At 54.1% G+C, this 18326-nt stretch carries 14 protein-coding genes; 10 read left to right on the forward strand and 4 right to left on the reverse strand.

Features of this window, described 5'->3' with window-relative positions:
- Positions 1–3: 3 nt before the first annotated feature.
- The 3 genes from accB to ACVL1J_RS10180 all read right to left on the reverse strand — a co-directional run bounded on the left by accB (position 4) and on the right by ACVL1J_RS10180 (position 1735).
- A complete protein-coding gene (gene accB, locus ACVL1J_RS10170) occupies positions 4–459 on the reverse strand; it encodes an acetyl-CoA carboxylase biotin carboxyl carrier protein (RefSeq protein ID WP_159572657.1) in 456 nt (151 codons plus the stop codon).
- A 179-nt stretch (positions 460–638) separates the two neighbouring features.
- Complete coding sequence (locus ACVL1J_RS10175) at positions 639–1136, reverse strand: TlpA disulfide reductase family protein (protein WP_159572659.1); 498 nt, start codon at positions 1134–1136, stop codon at positions 639–641.
- The gene (locus ACVL1J_RS10180) at positions 1133–1735 is read right to left on the reverse strand and encodes a hypothetical protein (RefSeq protein ID WP_159572661.1); all 603 of its coding nucleotides are present in this window, start codon (positions 1733–1735) and stop codon (positions 1133–1135) included. Before ACVL1J_RS10180 ends, ACVL1J_RS10175 begins: the two co-directional genes overlap by 4 nt.
- A gap of 62 nt (positions 1736–1797) precedes the next feature.
- On the opposite strand from ACVL1J_RS10180, the gene mpl reads away from it, so the two are divergent.
- The 7 genes from mpl to mtgA are packed head-to-tail and all read left to right on the forward strand — an operon-like array spanning position 1798 to position 8904.
- On the forward strand, positions 1798–3189 hold the full coding sequence (gene mpl / locus ACVL1J_RS10185; protein WP_341236532.1) for a UDP-N-acetylmuramate:L-alanyl-gamma-D-glutamyl-meso-diaminopimelate ligase: 1392 nt from the start codon (positions 1798–1800) through the stop codon (positions 3187–3189).
- A complete protein-coding gene (locus ACVL1J_RS10190) occupies positions 3186–3830 on the forward strand; it encodes a YqiA/YcfP family alpha/beta fold hydrolase (protein ID WP_341236531.1) in 645 nt (214 codons plus the stop codon). The genes mpl and ACVL1J_RS10190 overlap by 4 nt, the downstream gene beginning before the upstream one ends.
- On the forward strand, positions 3827–4390 hold the full coding sequence (locus ACVL1J_RS10195) for a chorismate--pyruvate lyase family protein (RefSeq protein WP_159572665.1): 564 nt from the start codon (positions 3827–3829) through the stop codon (positions 4388–4390). Before ACVL1J_RS10190 ends, ACVL1J_RS10195 begins: the two co-directional genes overlap by 4 nt.
- Positions 4391–4398: 8 nt before the next feature.
- Positions 4399–6414, forward strand: a complete 2016-nt coding sequence (locus tag ACVL1J_RS10200; RefSeq protein WP_159572667.1) for a ribonuclease catalytic domain-containing protein — start codon at positions 4399–4401, stop codon at positions 6412–6414.
- The gene (locus ACVL1J_RS10205) at positions 6411–7244 is read left to right on the forward strand and encodes an energy transducer TonB (protein WP_159572669.1); all 834 of its coding nucleotides are present in this window, start codon (positions 6411–6413) and stop codon (positions 7242–7244) included. The genes ACVL1J_RS10200 and ACVL1J_RS10205 overlap by 4 nt, the downstream gene beginning before the upstream one ends.
- Before the next feature lie 17 nt (positions 7245–7261).
- Positions 7262–8158, forward strand: a complete 897-nt coding sequence (aroE, locus tag ACVL1J_RS10210; protein WP_341236530.1) for a shikimate dehydrogenase — start codon at positions 7262–7264, stop codon at positions 8156–8158.
- Positions 8155–8904 (forward strand): monofunctional biosynthetic peptidoglycan transglycosylase, encoded by a 750-nt coding sequence (gene mtgA / locus ACVL1J_RS10215; protein WP_159572671.1) that lies wholly within the window; start codon positions 8155–8157, stop codon positions 8902–8904. Before aroE ends, mtgA begins: the two co-directional genes overlap by 4 nt.
- A 12-nt stretch (positions 8905–8916) precedes the next feature.
- Here the strand turns inward: mtgA and glnE are convergent, their stop codons facing one another.
- Positions 8917–11631 (reverse strand): bifunctional [glutamate--ammonia ligase]-adenylyl-L-tyrosine phosphorylase/[glutamate--ammonia-ligase] adenylyltransferase, encoded by a 2715-nt coding sequence (gene glnE, locus ACVL1J_RS10220; RefSeq protein WP_341236529.1) that lies wholly within the window; start codon positions 11629–11631, stop codon positions 8917–8919.
- A 102-nt stretch (positions 11632–11733) separates the two neighbouring features.
- Here glnE and ACVL1J_RS10225 point away from each other — a divergent pair, with 102 nt between their 5' ends.
- Genes ACVL1J_RS10225 through tldD form a run of 3 tightly spaced genes read left to right on the forward strand, consistent with a single transcriptional unit; the run spans position 11734 to position 18041 of the window.
- Positions 11734–15753 carry a YhdP family protein gene (locus tag ACVL1J_RS10225; RefSeq protein WP_491665332.1) on the forward strand — a complete coding sequence of 1340 codons (4020 nt, stop codon included), beginning with the start codon at positions 11734–11736 and terminating at the stop codon, positions 15751–15753.
- Between the two features lies 1 nt (position 15754).
- Positions 15755–16561: a carbon-nitrogen hydrolase family protein gene (locus ACVL1J_RS10230; protein ID WP_371717406.1), complete on the forward strand. Its 807-nt coding sequence runs from the start codon at positions 15755–15757 to the stop codon at positions 16559–16561.
- 10 nt (positions 16562–16571) lie between these two features.
- Positions 16572–18041 (forward strand): metalloprotease TldD, encoded by a 1470-nt coding sequence (gene tldD / locus ACVL1J_RS10235; RefSeq protein ID WP_341236527.1) that lies wholly within the window; start codon positions 16572–16574, stop codon positions 18039–18041.
- Positions 18042–18326 lie beyond the last annotated feature (285 nt).

Raw genomic sequence — 18326 nt, forward strand, 5'->3', positions numbered from 1 at the left:
GTTCTATTCAATCACGAATAGAGCTTGACCAAACTCCACAGGTTGTCCGTTCTCGACCAGAATGGCCTTCACAACACCAGACTTGTCGCACTCAATTTCATTGAGCAGCTTCATGGCTTCAATAATACAAATGGTTTGGCCTTCTTTCACCGTGCTGCCAATTTCAACAAAATTGGACGCGCCCGGGCTGGGCGCACGGTAGAAGGTGCCGACCATGGGCGAGGTCACTTTGTGACCAGCGTCAACGGGGGCGGCGGCGGGCGTTTCCGCGGCAGGTGCTGCTGCGGGGGGCGCCATGGCTGCTGGCGCCTGCTGCATCATTTGCTGCGGCATGGCCATGGTGTATTGAGGCTGGCTTTTGACGATACGTACCTTGCCTTCGCCTTCAGTCACTTCCAGTTCGGAAATATCTGATTCAGCAACCAGGTCGATCAATGTTTTTAACTTTCTGAGGTCCATTTACTTGCTCCATCTAGGGAGGTTGGTTTTATATGGCAGTACCCAACCAAGCGCGAGGTGAATTGAGCCTAACTTCGCTTAGTGTGCACTGAAAATCAATTATTTTCCACCGTGGCGGGCATTGGTGAACCTTGCTTCATGGTTCGCCCAGATTTGGCGTTGCGTGAGCATACCCGATTTTAGCGTTGCAGTGCGTTAGTGATAGTACTCATCTGTATCCTGCCGGCTTCTGTGAGTATTTTATTACCATTTTCGTCCAAAATGACGGTAAATGGTAATCCTCCTTGTTGATTGCCAAGTGCTTTCCCCAATTCTGTGCCTGCCATCCCTGCAAGCACGATCGGGTAATTTACTGGGGTTTTTTGGAGAAATTGATCGACGTTAGAGGGGGAATCGATTGCAATACCAATCAACTCGATATTCTGCGCCTGCAGTTGTGGGTACAACTCGTCAAGTTCGGGCATTTCTTCCACGCAGGGTGGGCACCAGGTCGCCCAGAAGTTAAGCACCACAACCTTGCCTTTCAAGGCGCCCAGGTCGAGTGAGCCGCCCTGTGGGGTGTCAAATGTGTAGCCAGTCAGTGGGTAGTCGGGACCGTTTTGTGGCTTCAGACCAAAATACAGGCCAATGGCCAGGGCGAGAACTGCGGTCACAATCGGGATTAGTTTGTTTTTCATGGTGCTTCTATCAGGCGGGTCAAGCCCGCAATGTCGGTTTGAAAAGGGGTGTCGTCGGGTGCTTGCCTGTTCAGCAAGCCGCGGCGCTGTATTGGGCTGGCCACGCCCAGCTGGAACCAGCGCTGTTTCCAGCGAAAAGCCACAGCGGGGAAGGACTTGCCAGCCAGCAAGGCATCTTCACAGGCGTCGAAGTTGATGTTCTGGTTTAACAACCAATAGTCCACTTCTTTTTCATCGTCGGCAAACGCAATAATGTGCACATCCGAATGGGCGCTGCCTGTGCCGTTCACCGCTGCGCCATACACAATGGGCTCGAATTGCTGAATACCTTGCATGAATTGGAGGGCAACTTCGCGCAATTCGTTCAGTTCGCCAGGCTGGCTGTCGGCTTGAAACAGGGCCTGGTAGGCGCGTAGTTCGTCTTGAATGTCTTGATCTGAGGGAAGGCGTTCGCGGGGAACCCTTTGTTTTCCAAGCAGGGCTTTGATCGCCTGATTGCGTGCGGTGGGGTAGTCGAGGCCCTCCTCGGCGATCAGTCGGGCTGCAGTCATCGCAATTTCAATGCGAAGTTCGTCTTGCGGGGCGAAGAATTCTTCCATACCGGCAGTGTATCCAAATTCACAGGCACTACAATATGGGCTTGTTCTGAAAGGAAGAAAGAATGCACATCCACATCCTCGGGATTTGTGGCACCTTCATGGGCGGTGTTGCCCAGTTGGCCAAGGCCTTGGGCCACACCGTAACGGGCTGCGATGCCAATGTATATCCACCCATGAGCACTCAGCTTACCCAGGCGGGGATCGAGTTGACCGAAGGTTTTGGTGTGGAGCAACTGGCCATCAAGCCCGATTTGTGGGTGGTGGGCAATGTGGTGTCGCGCGGTAATCCGTTGATGGAAGCCATTTTGAACACAGGCTTGCCCTACACCAGTGGTCCCCAGTGGATTGGCGAGCATATTTTGCGCGGCCGAAAGGTGTTGGCCGTGGCGGGTACACATGGCAAAACCAGCACCAGTTCCATGTTGGCCTGGGTGTTGCAACAGGCTGGTTTGAACCCGGGTTTTTTGATTGGCGGCGTACCCGGCGGTTTTGGTGTGTCCGCGACCTTTGGGCAGGGCGACTGCTTTGTGATTGAAGCCGACGAATACGACACCGCGTTTTTCGACAAGCGTTCGAAATTTGTTCACTACCGGCCCGTGGTGGCCGTGCTGAACAACCTGGAGTTCGATCATGCTGATATCTTCCCCGATCTGGCTGCGATCGAAACTCAATTTCACCATTTGGTGCGCACTGTGCCTTCTGAGGGGCGGGTGGTGTGCCCGGCCAACACAGAATCGCTCGAGCGCGTGTTGAAACGCGGTTGCTGGACTCCCGTGGAGCGTTTTTCCGCAGAGGGGGCTGACGCGCCGTGGCAAGCCAGGGTTTTAGGTGCCTCTAAATTTGAGGTGCTAAAAAATGGCGAACTGAAGGGCCTTGTGGAATGGGGCTGGTCAGGTTTGCACAATGTGAACAATGCACTGGCGGTGATCGCTGCTGCCCATGCCATGGGTGTGAAGGTCGCTGATGCCTGCAAGGCCTTGAGTGAATTTCCCGGCGTGAAGCGCCGCATGGAATTGCGCGGTGAAGCAGCGGGCGTGAAGGTGTACGACGATTTTGCACACCACCCCACGGCCATCGCTACCACGCTGGAAGGCGCGAAAGCTCGAATGGCAGAAATTGCTGCAGCGGAAGGCAAACCTGTGGGCCGCCTGATTGCCTTGTTTGAACCGCGGTCCAACACCATGAAAATGGGAACCCTTGCACAGGCTTTGCCAGCTTCTTTCGACGAAGCGAAATTTGTGGTGTGCTACACCGCGGGCATTCAGTGGAATGTGCGCGACACCCTGGGCAGTTTGGGCTCGCGCCTTTTCACCAGCGATGAGTTGAGCGAGGTCATTGATCATGTCGTGGCGCAAGCACAGCCCGGTGATTGGGTGGTTGCCATGAGCAATGGTTCTTTTGGTGGTATTCACCAAAAGTTGATCGACGCCTTGGCCTTGGGAGTACGGGCTTGACGCCTTTCGTTTTCAGCAGCCCCGGTGACTTTGCGCGCACGGGTGGGGTGGCCGATCTGGTGGTGTATCTGCACGGGTTTCGCTCGTCGTCCAAGTCAGTGAAGGCACAAAAAATGATCGATGCCTTCGACCAAGCGGGTTTGAGTAGTCATTTGTGGGTGCCAGATCTGCCCGCGTCGCCTGCGCAGGCGTTGGCCTTGATTGAGCAGCACCTGGATGCCCGCTTGCAAAGCCAGCCCCATTTGTCGCTGACCTTCATTGGTAGCTCACTGGGGGGCTATTACGCCACGGTGCTGGCCGAATTGCACACCCAGGCCTCTGTTGTTTTGCTGAACCCGGCCATCAAACCCTATGACGATTTGCAAGATCAAATTGGTAAAAAGAAAGTTTATTTTTCAGACGAAGAAATTGAGTTTGTACCCGCTTACCTGGGCGATTTAAAAGCCATGGAGCAAACCAGGCTGACCGATCCGCAGCGTTACTTTTTGGTCGCAGCCCGCGACGACGAGGTGCTGAACTGTGACACCATGCTGGCGCGTTACCGTGGAGCGCACCAATTGCACTTGTTGGGTTCTGACCATGCCTTGAGCGATTTCGATGAAATTTTGCCCTTTGTGAAATTGGCCGTGGGTTTGCCATGAGCGGTGTTGGTGCTTGGACAAGGCATTGCCCGCCAAGTTGGCCGGTGTGGGCCCGAAACTGGGCGAGCACCCCGGGTTCGCTCACCCAGCGTTTGGTGCGCCTGAACAAGGGGTTTAAAGTAGAGCCTGTTGTGCAGGGCAAGGTGTTGATTAAACACGGGCCGGGCTCAAGGGGACGCAGTGTAACGGGCCAAATGATGCGGCAGCGGCTGGTTCGCCTGCATGTGGACAATGCGCCTGTGGTGTTGGCGCAAACATTGGTTGAAACCGATGGCCCTGTGAACGACTGGCATTTTTGGCGGGGTTTGGGCACCCGTTCATTGGGCACGGTGCTTTTTTCCGACCCACAGGTTAAACGCGGTGAACTTTTTTTTGCGCGGTTGCCTTTGCGGCAGCCGTGGGTGCAGCGGCTGCTGACCCCAGCCATGAAAGTCGAAATGAACCGGCATGGTTCCGGCCGTGTGTGGTATGCCCGTTGTGCGCGCTTTTCGCGCAAACCGAATCGAACACCGTTGTGGGTCATGGAGGTTTTCCTGCCCCAACTTGAATACTATCTTTAGGACTGTTGATGAATTTGTATTACGAAGAGGCCGGAGCCTTTAAAGTGGGCCGAGTGCTTCAAGAGCAGGGCAATGCCTATCAGGTGGAAACCTTGCATGGCAAACGCACCAAGGTGAAATCCAACAGTGTGATGCTGAAATTTGATGCGCTGGAATGTGCAGAATTCCACGCGCAGGTAGAGGCTTTGGCCAAAGAGGTGGACACCGAGTTTTTGTGGGAATGTTCGCCTGAAGGTGAGTTTGATTTCATGGCAATGGCCCTGGAGTATTTCGGTGAAAAACCGACCGTGGTGCAACAAGCAGCCACGTTGGCGGCCTTGCACGCGGCACCTATTCACTTTCACCGCAAAGGCAAGGGCATGTACCGTGCCGCCCCGCCCGAAATTTTGCAGGCCGCATTGGCAGGCCTCGAGAAAAAACGCCTGGCCGCCGAGCAACAGCAGGCGTGGGCAGATGCCTTGGTGCGTCGCGAATTGCCCGATGGCTTTGCCAAACAAGCTGCAACCTTGCTGGTTCGTCCTGATAAAAACAGCGCTGAATACAAAGCGTTGATGTTGGCGTGTACCGAGGCGGGTCGATCGCCCGATGTGTTGCTGATTGAGTGCGGCGCATTCAAATCAGTGCACGACATGATGCGAGCCCGCTTTGCCGCCATTTACTTTCCCAAAGGGCCAGAAATTGATTTGCCACCGCCGGAAATGCCCGCCGATTTGGCAGATCTGCCTGTCGCCAATGTGCGTGCTTTTTCCGTGGATGACATTTCAACCACGGAAATTGACGATGCCTTTAGCGTGGTTTGGCTGGATGAAAAACGTGCGCGCATTGGCGTGCACATTGCCGCACCTGCGCTGCTGATTTCTCGCGGAAGCCCTTACGACCGCGTGGCCCGTGAGCGCCTTTCGACCGTGTATGCTCCGGGCGATAAAATCACCATGCTGCCTGATCAGGTTGTGGAATTGGCCACGCTGGCCGAAGGTCGCACTGTACCGTCGGTCAGTATTTACGTTGAAGTGAGCACTGAGACTGGCGAGCTGATCAGTGAGCCCTACAGCGCCATCGAACAAGTGCCCATGGCTGCAAACCTGCGCCACAATCACCTGGACGCAGCCTTGTCCAAAGAAGTTCTGGAAGACCCTGAGTTGAATGAACTTGACGCGGTGGGAGAGTTTTTTCCAGCGTTGAAAATGTTGTGGAAAAGTTCGTGTGTGTTGCGAATGGAACGTGAAATTGTTCGCGGCCAGCCTGAGAAACACACGCGCATTGATTTCAATTTTTATGTGAGTGACGACGGCACGGTTGAAATTCAGCCTCGCCGCCGGGATGCGCCACTTGATTTGTTGGTCGCGGAGTGGATGATCTATGTAAACCGTGAGTGGGGCGGCATGCTTGATGAATGCAAGGTCACCGGCATTTACAGGGTGCAACCACCCATGGGCCGTGTGCGCATGTCTACCCATGCAGCGCCGCATGTGGGTTTGGGCGTGCCCCAGTACGCATGGAGTACTTCGCCCTTGCGCAGGTATGTGGATTTGGTGAACCAGCAGCAATTGATTTCACTGCTGCGCCAAGATCCGCCCGTTTACACCGCAACCGACGCTGAATTGCTTTCTGCGGTGAACAGCTTCGATGTCACCTACAAAGCCTATGCCGAATTTCAGCAAAACATGGAACGCTACTGGTGCTTGCGCTGGATTCAGCAAAAAGGGCGCAAGCAGTTTGATGGTGTGGTGGTAAAAGACGAACTGGTCCGTCTGGACGACATTCCCCTGTTTGTTCGTTTGGTGGGTGTCACTTCGCCGGGTCGTGGTGTGCAGGTGGAGGTTGAACTGGATCAGGTGGACGAACTGACCCTGACAGTTTCATGCAAGCTTTTGGCATTGAAGAAAGGCACGCCCACTCGTTTGCTGGACGATGAGGAAGAAGAGGAGGGTGTAGAAACACCCGAAATGCCAGAAGCGCCAGTCGATGTCATCGAAGCCGGGGAATCCGAGGGTGCCAGTGCAGCGGGAGGCCCCCAGGCGTGAATACCCTGCGTGCACCTCTCGGCGACATTAACTTGAAGAAGGCACTGGTGTTGTCGGTGCTCCTTCATGCTTTGTTGTTGCTGGTGCACTTTTCAAAACCACAGGCAGACACCGCATTCAGTCGTCCGTTGGAAGTGATTCTGGTGAATGCGCAATCGCAGAAAACGCCCAACGACGCAAAGGTGCTGGCGCAGGTGGCGCTTGATGGTGGTGGGCAGGCTGACAAGGGCAGGGCGACCACTTTGCCCGGTCAAGCCGAAGACAAAGTCAACCAGCGCGAGTTGATTGCCAGCCAGGATCGCTTGAAAGAGCTGGAGGCTTTGCAGCGTAATTTGGCGGGTGCAGAATTGCGCACCACACCGCAAAACGAAGTGCTGGACACACGCCCTGGCAACGACCCAAAAAGCCAACGTGCACTTGAAATCAAAAGGTTGCAGGCGCAAATTGCCGACAACATCAAAAGCTACAACGAGCGGCCCAGAAAACATTTTTTCTCGCCGCGCACCTCGCCCTATGCCTTTGCCATTTACGAAGAAGCGTGGCGTGCCAAGGTGGAGCAAGTGGGCAATCAAAATTATCCCGATGAGCTCAAAGGGCGCATTTACGGCAAGCTGAGGCTAACCGCCTATGTGCGTGCGGATGGTACGCTTGAAGATGTGGAAGTGGACCGTTCTTCGGGGTCTGCTGTGCTTGATCGTGCCGCCTTGCGAATTCTGAGAATGTCCACGCCATTTCCACCTTTCCCTTCGGAAATGAGAAAGAAAGCAGATATTTTGGCGATTACCCGCACCTGGGTGTTCAGCCGTGACACCATCAGCACTGAGTATTAAGCCATGGAGATTCTTTGTTGAATGCGTTGAGTCGTCAAGCAGACCGCTACGTGGTGATCGGAAATCCGATTGCACACAGCATGTCGCCTTTCATTCATGCCGATTTTGCCGCACAGCTTGGTTTGCCCTTGCAATATGAGCGCGTGCTTGCGCCGCTGAATGGATTCAGGCAAACCGTGGCTGCACTTCAAGCAGCCGGTGTGAAGGGCGCAAATGTCACCGTGCCTTTCAAGCTTGATGCTTTTTCAATCGCCAGCGAGTTGCCCAATACACTGAGCACGGCGGCGATGTTTGCACAGGCTGTCAACACGCTGAAATTCAATGCTGACGGTACTGTGCTGGCTGACAACACCGATGGTGGCGGCTTGTGCCGGGACTTGGCACGACAACTCAAAACACTCGGATTGCGTCTGGATCAGTGTCAGGTGTTGATGGTTGGTGCTGGCGGTGCAGCCAGCGGTTGCGTGGCTGCCTTTCAAGCGGCTGGCATTCAACACCTGACTTTGCTTAACCGCACAGTGTCCAAAGCGCGTGAGTTGGCAGAACGTGCCGAAGCAATTGATTTGCCTGCAGCAGGTGGGGCGCTGGACACGCCGCCCTCGCATTTTGAAATACCGGGCGCTCCGGTGCTTATCGTGAATGCCTCGTCAAGCAGCCTGAAAGGCGATATTCCCGTTCTTCATGCGGATTGGTATGCGCGGGCGGTGTTGGTGTACGACATGATGTACGCTGCAAAACCCACACCGTTTATTCGCTCCCTGCACCACCAGGATTTGGCCTGTAGCGACGGTTTGGGCATGCTGGTTTTTCAGGCACAGTTGGCCTTTGAGGTGTGGACCGGGCAGTCGCCCGATGCACTGGAAACTTTGACCAAAGTTCGGCAAGCCTTGCTTGCCAAAGCAAAACAACAATGACCATGGCTCGCAGAAAATCTTCCAAAGGCGGTAGCAAGCGCAAGTTCAGCCTGAATCCTTTGGTGTGGATGTGGCGGATATTTTTCTGGGGCTTTTGTGCGCTGGTATTGCTTCAACTTTGGTACCTTGCACAAATTGCCGTGTGGACGCATGTGAATCCCAGCAGCACCAGTTTCATGCAAACCCGTTTGGCTGAAATACGCAAGACCGAACCCGGTTTTCAGTTGAAGCACGAGTGGGTACCCTACGACAAAATTTCCCTGAACCTGAAACGCGCCGTGATTGCAGCCGAGGACAGTGGCTTCATGACACACAAGGGCGTTGAAATGGAAGCCATTCAATTGGCAATCAAGCGCAACGAGCGGCGGGGCAGGGTAACGCATGGCGGCTCAACCATTACCCAGCAGTTGGCGAAAAACCTGTTTTTAACCAGCAAGCGCAGCTACATTCGCAAGGGTCAGGAGTTGGTCATTGCATTGATGATTGAGGCTTTGTGGGACAAACGTCGAATACTCGAGGTGTATTTGAACGTGGTGGAATGGGGCAACGGTGTTTACGGAGCAGAAGCCGGTGCGAAACACCATTATGGCGTTAGTGCTGCTCAATTAAGCAGTTATCAAGCAGCCCGCATGGCGGGCATGTTGCCAGCGCCACGCTATTTTGACAAACGCAGAAACTCACCGTTTCTGGCACGCAAAACCGGTACGCTGCAAAAGCGCATGTACCAGGTTACTGTGCCCAAGTAAAAGCCTGGCGTTTCAGTTCAGCAAGGTTTCCCAAAGCGTTCGAATGGGTTTGCGCATCATCATCAGTGCAGGGTCGCTGGTTCTCGATTTGTCGTGTCCGGCCAGGCGCAAGGCGTGTTGCTTTGCGCGCAACTGCCGGTAAGCATCGGCCACATAGTTGGCCAAATCTGCGGGCAACAAACCAAGTTCTCCTGCCTTCTTCAGCAGCGCAATATTGCCCTTGTTTTTTGTCAGTTCCGGGTGCTTGTTCGCATAGCCCAGCACCAAAGCTTGCACCATAAACTCCACGTCCACCATGCCACCCAAATCGTGTTTCACATCAAACAGTTCACTGTTGTTGGGGTGTCCCTCCAGCATTTTTTTGCGCATGGTGATCACTTCTTTTTTCACGTCATTCCAGTCGCGGGGCAGTTGTAAAATTTCTTCCCGCAGCGTTTCAAACTTTTTACCTATTTCAGGATCGCCCACGCAGAAACGCGCTCGGGTCAAGGCCTGGTGTTCCCAAAACCAAGCACCCACGCCACCTTCACGGCGCTGGTAGTCTTCAAACGATTCCACACTGCTCACGAGCAAACCCGCCTCGCCATTGGGGCGCAAGCGAAAGTCAGTTTCAAACAAAGTGCCTGCGGCGGTTTGGGTGGTCAGCCAGCGGTTCATGCGCTTGGCCAATTGGGCATACAAATCGGGCGCACGGTCGTCATCGTCTTCGAACAGAAAAATAAGGTCAAGGTCAGAGGAATACCCCAACTCCTTGCCGCCGTGTTTGCCATAAGCCACCACTGCAAAACGCGGTTGTGCCCGGTGCCTTTTGGGAAGCTGATCCCAGGCTCGTTCCAGAATGATTTCAAGTGTGCAATCGGCCAGTTCAGACAACAGGTCCGAAACATGCTCCACTGTCAGCAGGTTTTCAAGGTCTTGTGTCAGTACCCTGAATAGTTGGGCATGGTGTTGTTCACGAATCAGGTCCATTTGCCGTTCAAGATCGGGCTGCCCGTCGGGCAACTTGGCTTGGTCCAGCAGTTCACGCAATTGCTGTTTCCATTGAGCAAAATCGGGGGGCGTCAACAAGGTTCGGCTGTCCAGCAATTCATCGAGCAGCAAGGGGTGCTTGATTAAAAAATTGGCAGCCCATGGGCTTGCGGCAAGCATGCGGCTTACCCGCATGCGGGCAATCGGGTATTCATCCAGAAGGCTTAAGTAAGCTCCCCGGCGCGACACGGTTTCGATCAAGTCGCAGCAGTAACGCCAGCAGGAGTCTGGCGCGGAAGAGGCTCCCGCGGCGGCCAGTAAAGTAGGCATCAGGCGGTCAACTCGCTCCCGGTGTGCGCTGGGCAAAGCCTGGTATCGGCTTGATTCAATCAGGTGTTGGTAGCGGTCTTGCGCCGCTTGCGGGTTGGTGAATCCCTGGGTGAGTGTGTCAGCCCATGGCAGTTCAAGACTGGGTGTTTCTTCGTCTTCCTGCTTGTCGCCAAACACCACGTCAAAATGGCTGGCCACGTAATTCATGTGGCGGTTCAAAGCCTTCATGAAATTGCCCGGATCTTGAAACCCCATGGATCTTGCAATGCGCAGCACCTCGGTGGGGCTGGCGGGCAGGCGGTGGGTTTGGGCGTCGTCTACATATTGCAGGCGATGCTCCAGGTTGCGCAAAAAGCGGTAAGCGGCCACCATTTTGTCGTGGTCTTCTTTGGTAATCAGCCCCAACTCCACGCACACTTCCAGCACATCGACTGTGCGCCGCAGCTGCAGCTTGGGTTCTCGGCCACCGCGAATCAGCTGGAAAGCCTGCGCAGTGAACTCGATTTCACGAATGCCGCCACGCCCAAGTTTCACGTGTACCGAGCCTGGGTGCTGGCTTTCGCGCTTGTTCACCTCGTTGCGGATTTGAACATGCAAGGCGCGCAAAGCACGTATTGAACCGAAGTCCAAGTATTTCCGAAACACAAAAGGCCGAACAATATTGTTCAGGTTGTCCAAGTTTTGCTGAAAGGCTGCGTCTTGCTCTGGGTCGACGGCCCAGTTCACCACGCGGGCCTTGATCCAGGCATAGCGTTCCCATTCACGCCCCTGCACCACAAAATATTCTTCCAGCATGTCCTGGCTTACCACCAGTGGGCCCGAATCGCCGTTGGGGCGAAGGCGCATGTCCACGCGGAACACGAACCCTTCGTCGGTCACCTCTGAAATAATCTTGATAACCCGTTTGCCCACTTGTGTAAAAAATTCGGCGTGCGACTGTGTTTTCCCGGTGGGTCCGCCCAGTGTTTCCCCGTCCTGGTTGTACAGAAAAATCAGGTCAATGTCGCTGGACGCATTCAGCTCAAGCCCGCCCAGCTTGCCCATGCCCACCACCATCATGCAGTCGCCATCGGCGGGTTCGCCAAAACGATCCGCTTGCAATTTGTGGCTGAATTTCAGTGCAATTTGCACTGCGGCATCGGCCAGAAACGACAGGGCCTCGGTTACTTCGAACAGGTCGACCTTGCCTTGCAGGTCGCGGCGCATGATTTCAATCATGCTGCGCTGTCGAACCAATCGAAGTTCGGCCATCAAGGCCTTTTCATCGTTTAACTCGCGTGCTTTTTCCAGCCAGGTTTCAACGCAGTTTAAAAGATGGTTTTCATCCTGCTCAGTGCTGTCCCATTCCGGGAAGCGATTCAACCAGCGCTTGGCGTATTCAGAGTGAGTGGGCCAAACCCGATGATAGAAATCCAGTGGGTCGTTCATGCGTGTCGTTATAAAGGGAAGCTTGGTTCTACAATAGCGTACTACAGGTGTTGACGATTATCGGGGCGGTATTTCTTGCAGGAAGGAACAAATCAGGCACTGGTGCAACAAGTCACGGGCAACCCCACGCTTCGGCGTGCAGGGGCGGTGTTGTTTTGGGTATTGATTGCGGTGTATACCCCCCTGTGCATGGCTTTGCTGGCAGTTAAGTGGTTGGTGTTGCCTGAAGTGGATCGTTACCGCCCCGAGATTCAGCAGTTTTTACAAAACCAAACCGGCACCCCGATTGAAATTGGCGAGATACAAGCCAGTTGGCGAGGCTTTGGCCCCTTGCTGGTGGTTCAAAACGTTCGTTTGCCCCAAGCCAATGGTGCCCCCGGGTTTACTGCCGAACAAGTGCAGTTAACCTGGTCTTTGCCCAGTATTCTTGCATTCAACCCCCGCTTGAAAAACCTGGAAGTACAGTCGCCAGAACTCAGTGTGGTGCGCAATTCCCAAGGCATTTTTGAAGTGGCCGGCATTCCCATGCTGGACGACGGAACTGAAGGTAACCCTGGCCTGGACTGGTTGCTGGCACAACAACGCGTGTTGCTGACAAATGGCGTTTTGAACTGGACAGACGCCATGGGACAGTTTCCCCAGGCGCAAGCCATCGAGACTGAGCTGCTCATCGAGAATGGTATAAGTCGCCACCAGGCTGGCCTTACTTTCAAGCTGCCTGTGTTGGCCCAAACACCGGTCAATGCCCGTTTGAACTTTAAAACGCCCTTGCTTGAACGCCAACTGGGCGATGTGAGCAAATGGAAAGGCAGCTTTTATCTCAATACGCTGGTGGACCAAACGGAACCGCTGGAGTCGGTGTTCAAAACTTTTGGCCTGGATGTGGACTTAACCCAGCCACAGGGAAGATTGTGGATTGATTTTGAGGATGGTTTGGTGCAACGCTCACTGCTGGATGCGCGGGTGGGTAAATTGCGTTTTTCCAATCCCGAGGTGGATGCTGCGCCTTTTGACATGACCAACACCAGCGCGCTGATTGAAGTTCAGGGTCAACATGCATTGTTTGAACCGAATGCCATTTCGATTCGACAATTGAAGGGGCAGATCGCCGGTCAAAAGCAGTTCGGCCCCACCGACCTGTCGCTCAAGAAGCAAGCCAGCGCCGACGGGGTTGACTGGGGCATACAAATTCAACAGCTGGACGCGGCCCAGGCGCAGGCTGTGGTGCTGGAATTGGGCCCGCACTTGGGTCAACTTCAGCGGCTTGAAACCCTGAAGTCTTTTGAAGTGGCCGGAATGATCAACCGGGTTGCTTTGGATTGGAGAACCGCAGGGGACAAGCCTCATGAGGAATCCGTGTCGTTCAAGTCCGATGTTGATTTCAGCAAACTCACTGTGCTGTATCGCGACACTTCGCCAAAATCAAATGGCAGAATCACCGGTTTTAAAAACCTCAGCGGCACATTCAAAGGCAGTGACTCCAAGGGAGAATGGACCTTGGGGGGAAGTAATTCTGAGATTTCATTGCCTGAAATATTTGCAGCAGAAACACTCGCTTTCGACGCCATTGAAGGCCGGGGCGCTTGGCGAGATGTGTTCACCGCCAATCAGCCGGCAGAGTTTTCAGTGGAGCAACTGACGGTCAGCAACTCTGATTTGCAGGCGCAAGTTGAAGGCAGTTACCAGTTTCGCCGGAATGAATCGGACGTCATTGACATCAAGGGCACCCTGCCCATGGCCAATATTGAGCGGGTGGCCAATTATCTCCCCTTGGTGATTGGGGCCAGTGCACGGGAATGGCTGGCCGAGAATTTGAAAGCTGGCATGGCAAAGAATGGTCAGTTTGAACTGTCTGGCCGATTAAGCGACTTTCCCTTTGCAGATCCCAAGCACCCCGGTGTGTTCAAGATCGAAGTGCCTTTCGAAAATGGTGAGCTGACCTATGCCCCGGGTTGGCCAGGCATTCAAAAGGTGGACGGCAAGGCCACCTTCATTGGCAAGCGCATGTTGATTCAGGCTGATATTGCTGAAACTTCAGGGGTAAGTCTGAAAGCTGTTCAAGCCAGCATTGACAACCTGGATGCCTGGGAACCACTGCTGGAAATCAAGGGGCAAGGTCAGGGCGAATTGAGCAAAATGGTGGCTTTTGTGAATCAAAGCCCGGTTCGGGAAATTCTGAACGAAGCACTGATTAATGCCCAGGTTGAGGGCAATGCCAATCTTGATTTGCGCCTGTCCATTCCAATTGCAGCTCCCGAGAAAACCCAGGTGAAAGGAGATTTGCAACTGAAGGGCAACTCCATACGTGTGGTGCGGGGTATGCCGGTGGTCAGCAATGTGGATGGGCTCATCCAGTTTTCCAACAAGGGTTTGTTCATCGACCAACTTCAAGGCCAGGCCTTGGGTGGCCCGGTTGTGGTCAAAGGCACCACCGACGCCAGCGGACGAATGGAAATCAGGGCCAATGGCACAGCGCGTGCCAAGGGACTTGCCCAATATTTGAACCCGTTGAGCGAACCTTATTTGGCCGGTAGTGCACCGTATACGGTGGTGGTGGCAACACGCGACAATGGTGTGGCAGTTGATGTCAACAGTCAGTTGCAGGGGCTGGAGGTGAAGTTACCAGCGCCTTTTGCCAAAAAGGCAGATGCCCGTTTGCCATTCAAGCTGAACCAAACCGCCACTGCGCAGGGCGAACGTTGGCAAGTGGATTTGGGTCTGGATACCAAGCCACTGGCACAGCTGCGTGCTGCGGTTCTTGATGACGGTGGTCAAGCTGGTATTGATTCCTTGCAGTTTGCGATCGGCGCACCTTTGGCTGCTCCCACTGCTGGCATACAGGGCGATATTCGGGTGCCGACTATTGATTTGGACACGTGGCGCACCATTTTCAACGACATCACCTCGGCATCTGGCAACACGGGCTTGATGGGCGAACTGATGGGTGACCCCACCACCGAAACCAATGTGAAACTGAAAGTTGGAATTCGCACAGAGCGTTTGAATGTGGGCAGCAAATCATTCGAAGGCGTGTCAGTGGCCGCGCGCACTGTTGAAAAGCGATGGCAGTTTGATGTGAAGGCCAAAGGTGTCGATGGTTATCTTTCCTGGATTTCAGACAAACAACGCCCGGATGGCGCTGTGTTGGCGAGATTTAAAACCCTGGTTATTCCGAAAACGCTGGACAGCGATATCCGTGATTTGGTCGAAGAACCGGCTTCCAGTATTCCAGCCCTGGATGTGCAGGTGGACAATTTCAGTTTGAATGACCTGGTTTTGGGTAGCCTTAAATTGATCGCGGTGAATCAAAGCCGTGAGGAACAGGCGCGTGCGGTGCTGGGGCAACGCCCAAAAGAATGGAAGCTGGAAGAACTCCGCATAGAAAACCCCGAATCGATTATTCGGGCAAAAGGGGTTTGGCAGTATGGCGAAAACCTGAAGAATCAGCGCACCGACATTGACGTTGACCAAACCGTGAAAAATGCGGGTGGGTTGTTAACCCGACTTGGCATGGCTGGGGTTTTTCAAGGTGGAGAGGGTACGCTGGTTGGGCGATTGCGCTGGGATGATGCCCCCACGAACATTGATTACGGCAGTTTGAGCGGTCAATTCAAGCTGAAAAGCAGCAAAGGGCAATTTTTGAAGGCGGATCCCGGTGTTGCCAAATTGCTGGGCGTGCTTTCACTGCAAAGTATCCCGCGCCGTTTTGCACTTGATTTCAAAGACGTGTTTTCAGAAGGTTTTGCGTACGACACCATGGAAGCTGATGTGACCCTGAAAGAGGGCATTGCCAGCACCCAGAACTTCAAAATGACCGGGCCCAGCGCCACCGTGTTGATGGACGGCAAGCTGGACCTTGAAAGTGAAACCCAAAACCTGAATGTGGTTGTGTTGCCTGATCTGAATCCAACGGGTGGTTCGCTGATTTATTCCGTGATCGCGGCCAACCCCGCGGTGGGTATTGCGTCATTGATTGCCGATTTTGTACTGAAAGACCCACTGTCAAAGATTTTCTCGTTTCAGTACAAAGTAAGCGGCCCATGGGTGGCCCCGGTCATTGAACGGGTTCGAAAGGGCGACCCTGTAACGCCGCCCACCAATGACTCCAACACAAGGAATTAGCATGAGCAAGCCCATGATGGTTGCCAGCCTGCAAATGATTGCCACCCCCGACCTTGAGCGCAATCTGGATATTGCGCAACGCCTGATCGGGCAGGCGGCAAAGCAGGGCGCACGCATGGTGTTGTTGCCTGAGTATTTTTGCCTGATGGGTCACAAAGACACGGACAAGCTCGCGATCGCCGAGCCCTTCGGCAGTGGCCCCATTCAGCAGTTCCTGGCTGATCAGGCCGCAGTTCGAAATTTGCACATTGTGGCGGGCACCTTGCCAATTTCCAGCCCGGTGGATGGCCGTGTGTACAACACCAGCCTGGTGTTCAACCCGCAGGGCGAATGCACAGCACGCTACGACAAAATTCACCTTTTTTGCTTCACCAAAGGGCAGGAAAGTTACGATGAGGCCCGTGTGTTGCTGCCGGGGAACACGCCAGTGGTGGCGGATGTGGATGGCTTCAAAATCGGTCTTTCAGTGTGTTACGACCTGCGATTTCCCGAGCTTTACCGCGCCATGGGCAAAGTTGACCTAATCGTGATGCCCGCTGCATTCACCTACACCACCGGCCGGGCGCACTGGGAGGTGCTCATGCGTGCCCGCGCCATTGAAAACCAGTGTTATGTGCTGGCTTGTGGCCAAGGCGGCCTGCACGAGAACGGACGCCGCACCTGGGGCCATTCCATGTTGGTGAACCCGTGGGGCGAGGTTGAGAATGTGCTGGAAGAAGGCGAGGGGGTTGTGCTGGGTCAGCTTGACCCTGCTAAGATAGTTGATGTGCGAAACAGCTTGCCCGCGCTTACGCACCGCGTGCTTTAAAGGATTCAAAATGAAAGTAGTAGACCCCGCCATTTCCAACCTGGCCACCGCTCAAAGCCTGTTGTGGACCCCCTACGGTATCGATGAGGGCCACATTCAAAAGGCCTTTGGTGAAATTTTCTCACACAAGGTAGATTTCGCCGATTTGTACTTCCAGTACGGCTGCATCGAAGGCTGGTCGCTCGACGAAGGCATTGTGAAATCGGGCAGCTACAACATTGAACAAGGTGTGGGCGTGCGTGCCGTAAGCGGCGACAAAACTGCTTTTGCCTATTCCGACGACATCGCATTCAAACCCATTTTGGCAGCTGCCAAATCGGTGCGTGAAATTGCAAGCCTGGGAAAAACCGCCAACCGCAACCTGAAAACAGGCAAAGGTTTTGCGGGTGCTGAAAGCAGGGCGCTGTACAGCCCCTTGAACCCCATTCCAACGCTAACCTCCACTGAAAAAGTGGACCTGCTCAAGCGCCTTGAACAATTCGCCCGCAAACGCGACAAACGCGTAAAGCAGGTCATGGCCAATATTGTGGGTGCGTACGATGTGGTGCTGGTCGCCCGAAGCGACGGTGTTCTGGCCGCGGATGTACGCCCCTTGGTGCGTGTGAATGTGAGCGTGGTGGTTGAGCAAAAAGGTCGTCGCGAGACCGGATCATCGGGCGCAGGTGGTCGTTATGACTTTGGCCATTTCAACGACGCATTTTTAATGCACCATGCGCACACCGCGGTTGATCAGGCTTTGATCAATCTGGAGGCTCGCCCTGCCCCGGCGGGTACCCAAACCGTGGTGCTGGGTTCTGGCTGGCCCGGCATTTTGCTGCATGAAGCGATTGGCCACGGCCTGGAAGGCGATTTCAACCGCAAGGGCAGCAGTGCATTCTCCGGCATGATTGGTCAGCGTGTGGCGGCCAAAGGCGTCACCATTGTGGACGATGGCACCCTGGCCAGCCGCCGTGGTTCGCTGAATATCGACGATGAAGGCAACAAAACCCAGTGCACAACCTTGATTGAAGACGGTATTTTGAAGGGCTACATTCAAGACATTACCAATGCGCGCCTGATGAAAATGCCGGTGACTGGCAATGGTCGCCGCGAAAGTTTTGCTCATTTGCCCATGCCCCGCATGACCAACACCTACATGCTGAACGGCGATAAAACCCCTGAGGAAATTATTGCCAGTGTCAAAGATGGTGTGTATGCCGTGAACTTTGGCGGTGGCCAGGTAGACATTACCAGCGGCAAATTTGTGTTCTCGGCTTCGCTGGCCTACAAAATTGAAAACGGCAAAATCACCTATCCGCTTAAGGGTGCGACCCTGATCGGCAATGGCCCCGACTCGCTCACGAAAATCAGCATGGTTGGTAATGACATGGCGCTTGACGACGGCGTGGGTACCTGTGGCAAAGAAGGTCAAAGTGTACCCGTGGGCGTTGGTCAGCCCACCTTGCGCATCGACGGCTTGGTCATGGGCGGTACGCAGTAATGAAATTCCTTGATTTTTCAGTGGGATGCCAACCACATCCACCTGTGACTTGCTAGAATTCCGTTCAGCGCGCTTGCACAGCGGCCATGAATTGATTACATTTAAAAGATGAACACGATTTTCGCGCACTCTTTTTATGCTTTTTTTGGCTTCTTTGCCTGGTACGGGCAAGCGGCGGAAGAGGGTTGTGCGTAAAAACACATAGTTCAAATGAATCCCAAAACCGCCAGGCCCTAAACCCCTGGCGGTTTTTTTTTGAACCGACACTTTGAACAAAAAGCGCGC

Source organism: Limnobacter sp. G6BE5S, from assembly GCF_058448965.1.

Bases quoted from the DNA above. Each gene is read 5' to 3' on its own strand.
- ACVL1J_RS10195 (WP_159572665.1), top strand. From the start codon at position 3,827: ATGAGCGGTGTTGGTGCTTGGACAAGGCATTGCCCGCCAAGTTGGCCG.
- tldD (WP_341236527.1), top strand. From the start codon at position 16,572: ATGAAAGTAGTAGACCCCGCCATTTCCAACCTGGCCACCGCTCAAAGC.
- ACVL1J_RS10175 (WP_159572659.1), bottom strand. From the start codon at position 1,136: ATGAAAAACAAACTAATCCCGATTGTGACCGCAGTTCTCGCCCTGGCC.
- ACVL1J_RS10230 (WP_371717406.1), top strand. From the start codon at position 15,755: ATGAGCAAGCCCATGATGGTTGCCAGCCTGCAAATGATTGCCACCCCC.
- glnE (WP_341236529.1), bottom strand. From the start codon at position 11,631: ATGAACGACCCACTGGATTTCTATCATCGGGTTTGGCCCACTCACTCT.
- ACVL1J_RS10200 (WP_159572667.1), top strand. From the start codon at position 4,399: ATGAATTTGTATTACGAAGAGGCCGGAGCCTTTAAAGTGGGCCGAGTG.
- mpl (WP_341236532.1), top strand. From the start codon at position 1,798: ATGCACATCCACATCCTCGGGATTTGTGGCACCTTCATGGGCGGTGTT.
- accB (WP_159572657.1), bottom strand. From the start codon at position 459: ATGGACCTCAGAAAGTTAAAAACATTGATCGACCTGGTTGCTGAATCA.
- mtgA (WP_159572671.1), top strand. From the start codon at position 8,155: ATGACCATGGCTCGCAGAAAATCTTCCAAAGGCGGTAGCAAGCGCAAG.
- ACVL1J_RS10180 (WP_159572661.1), bottom strand. From the start codon at position 1,735: ATGGAAGAATTCTTCGCCCCGCAAGACGAACTTCGCATTGAAATTGCG.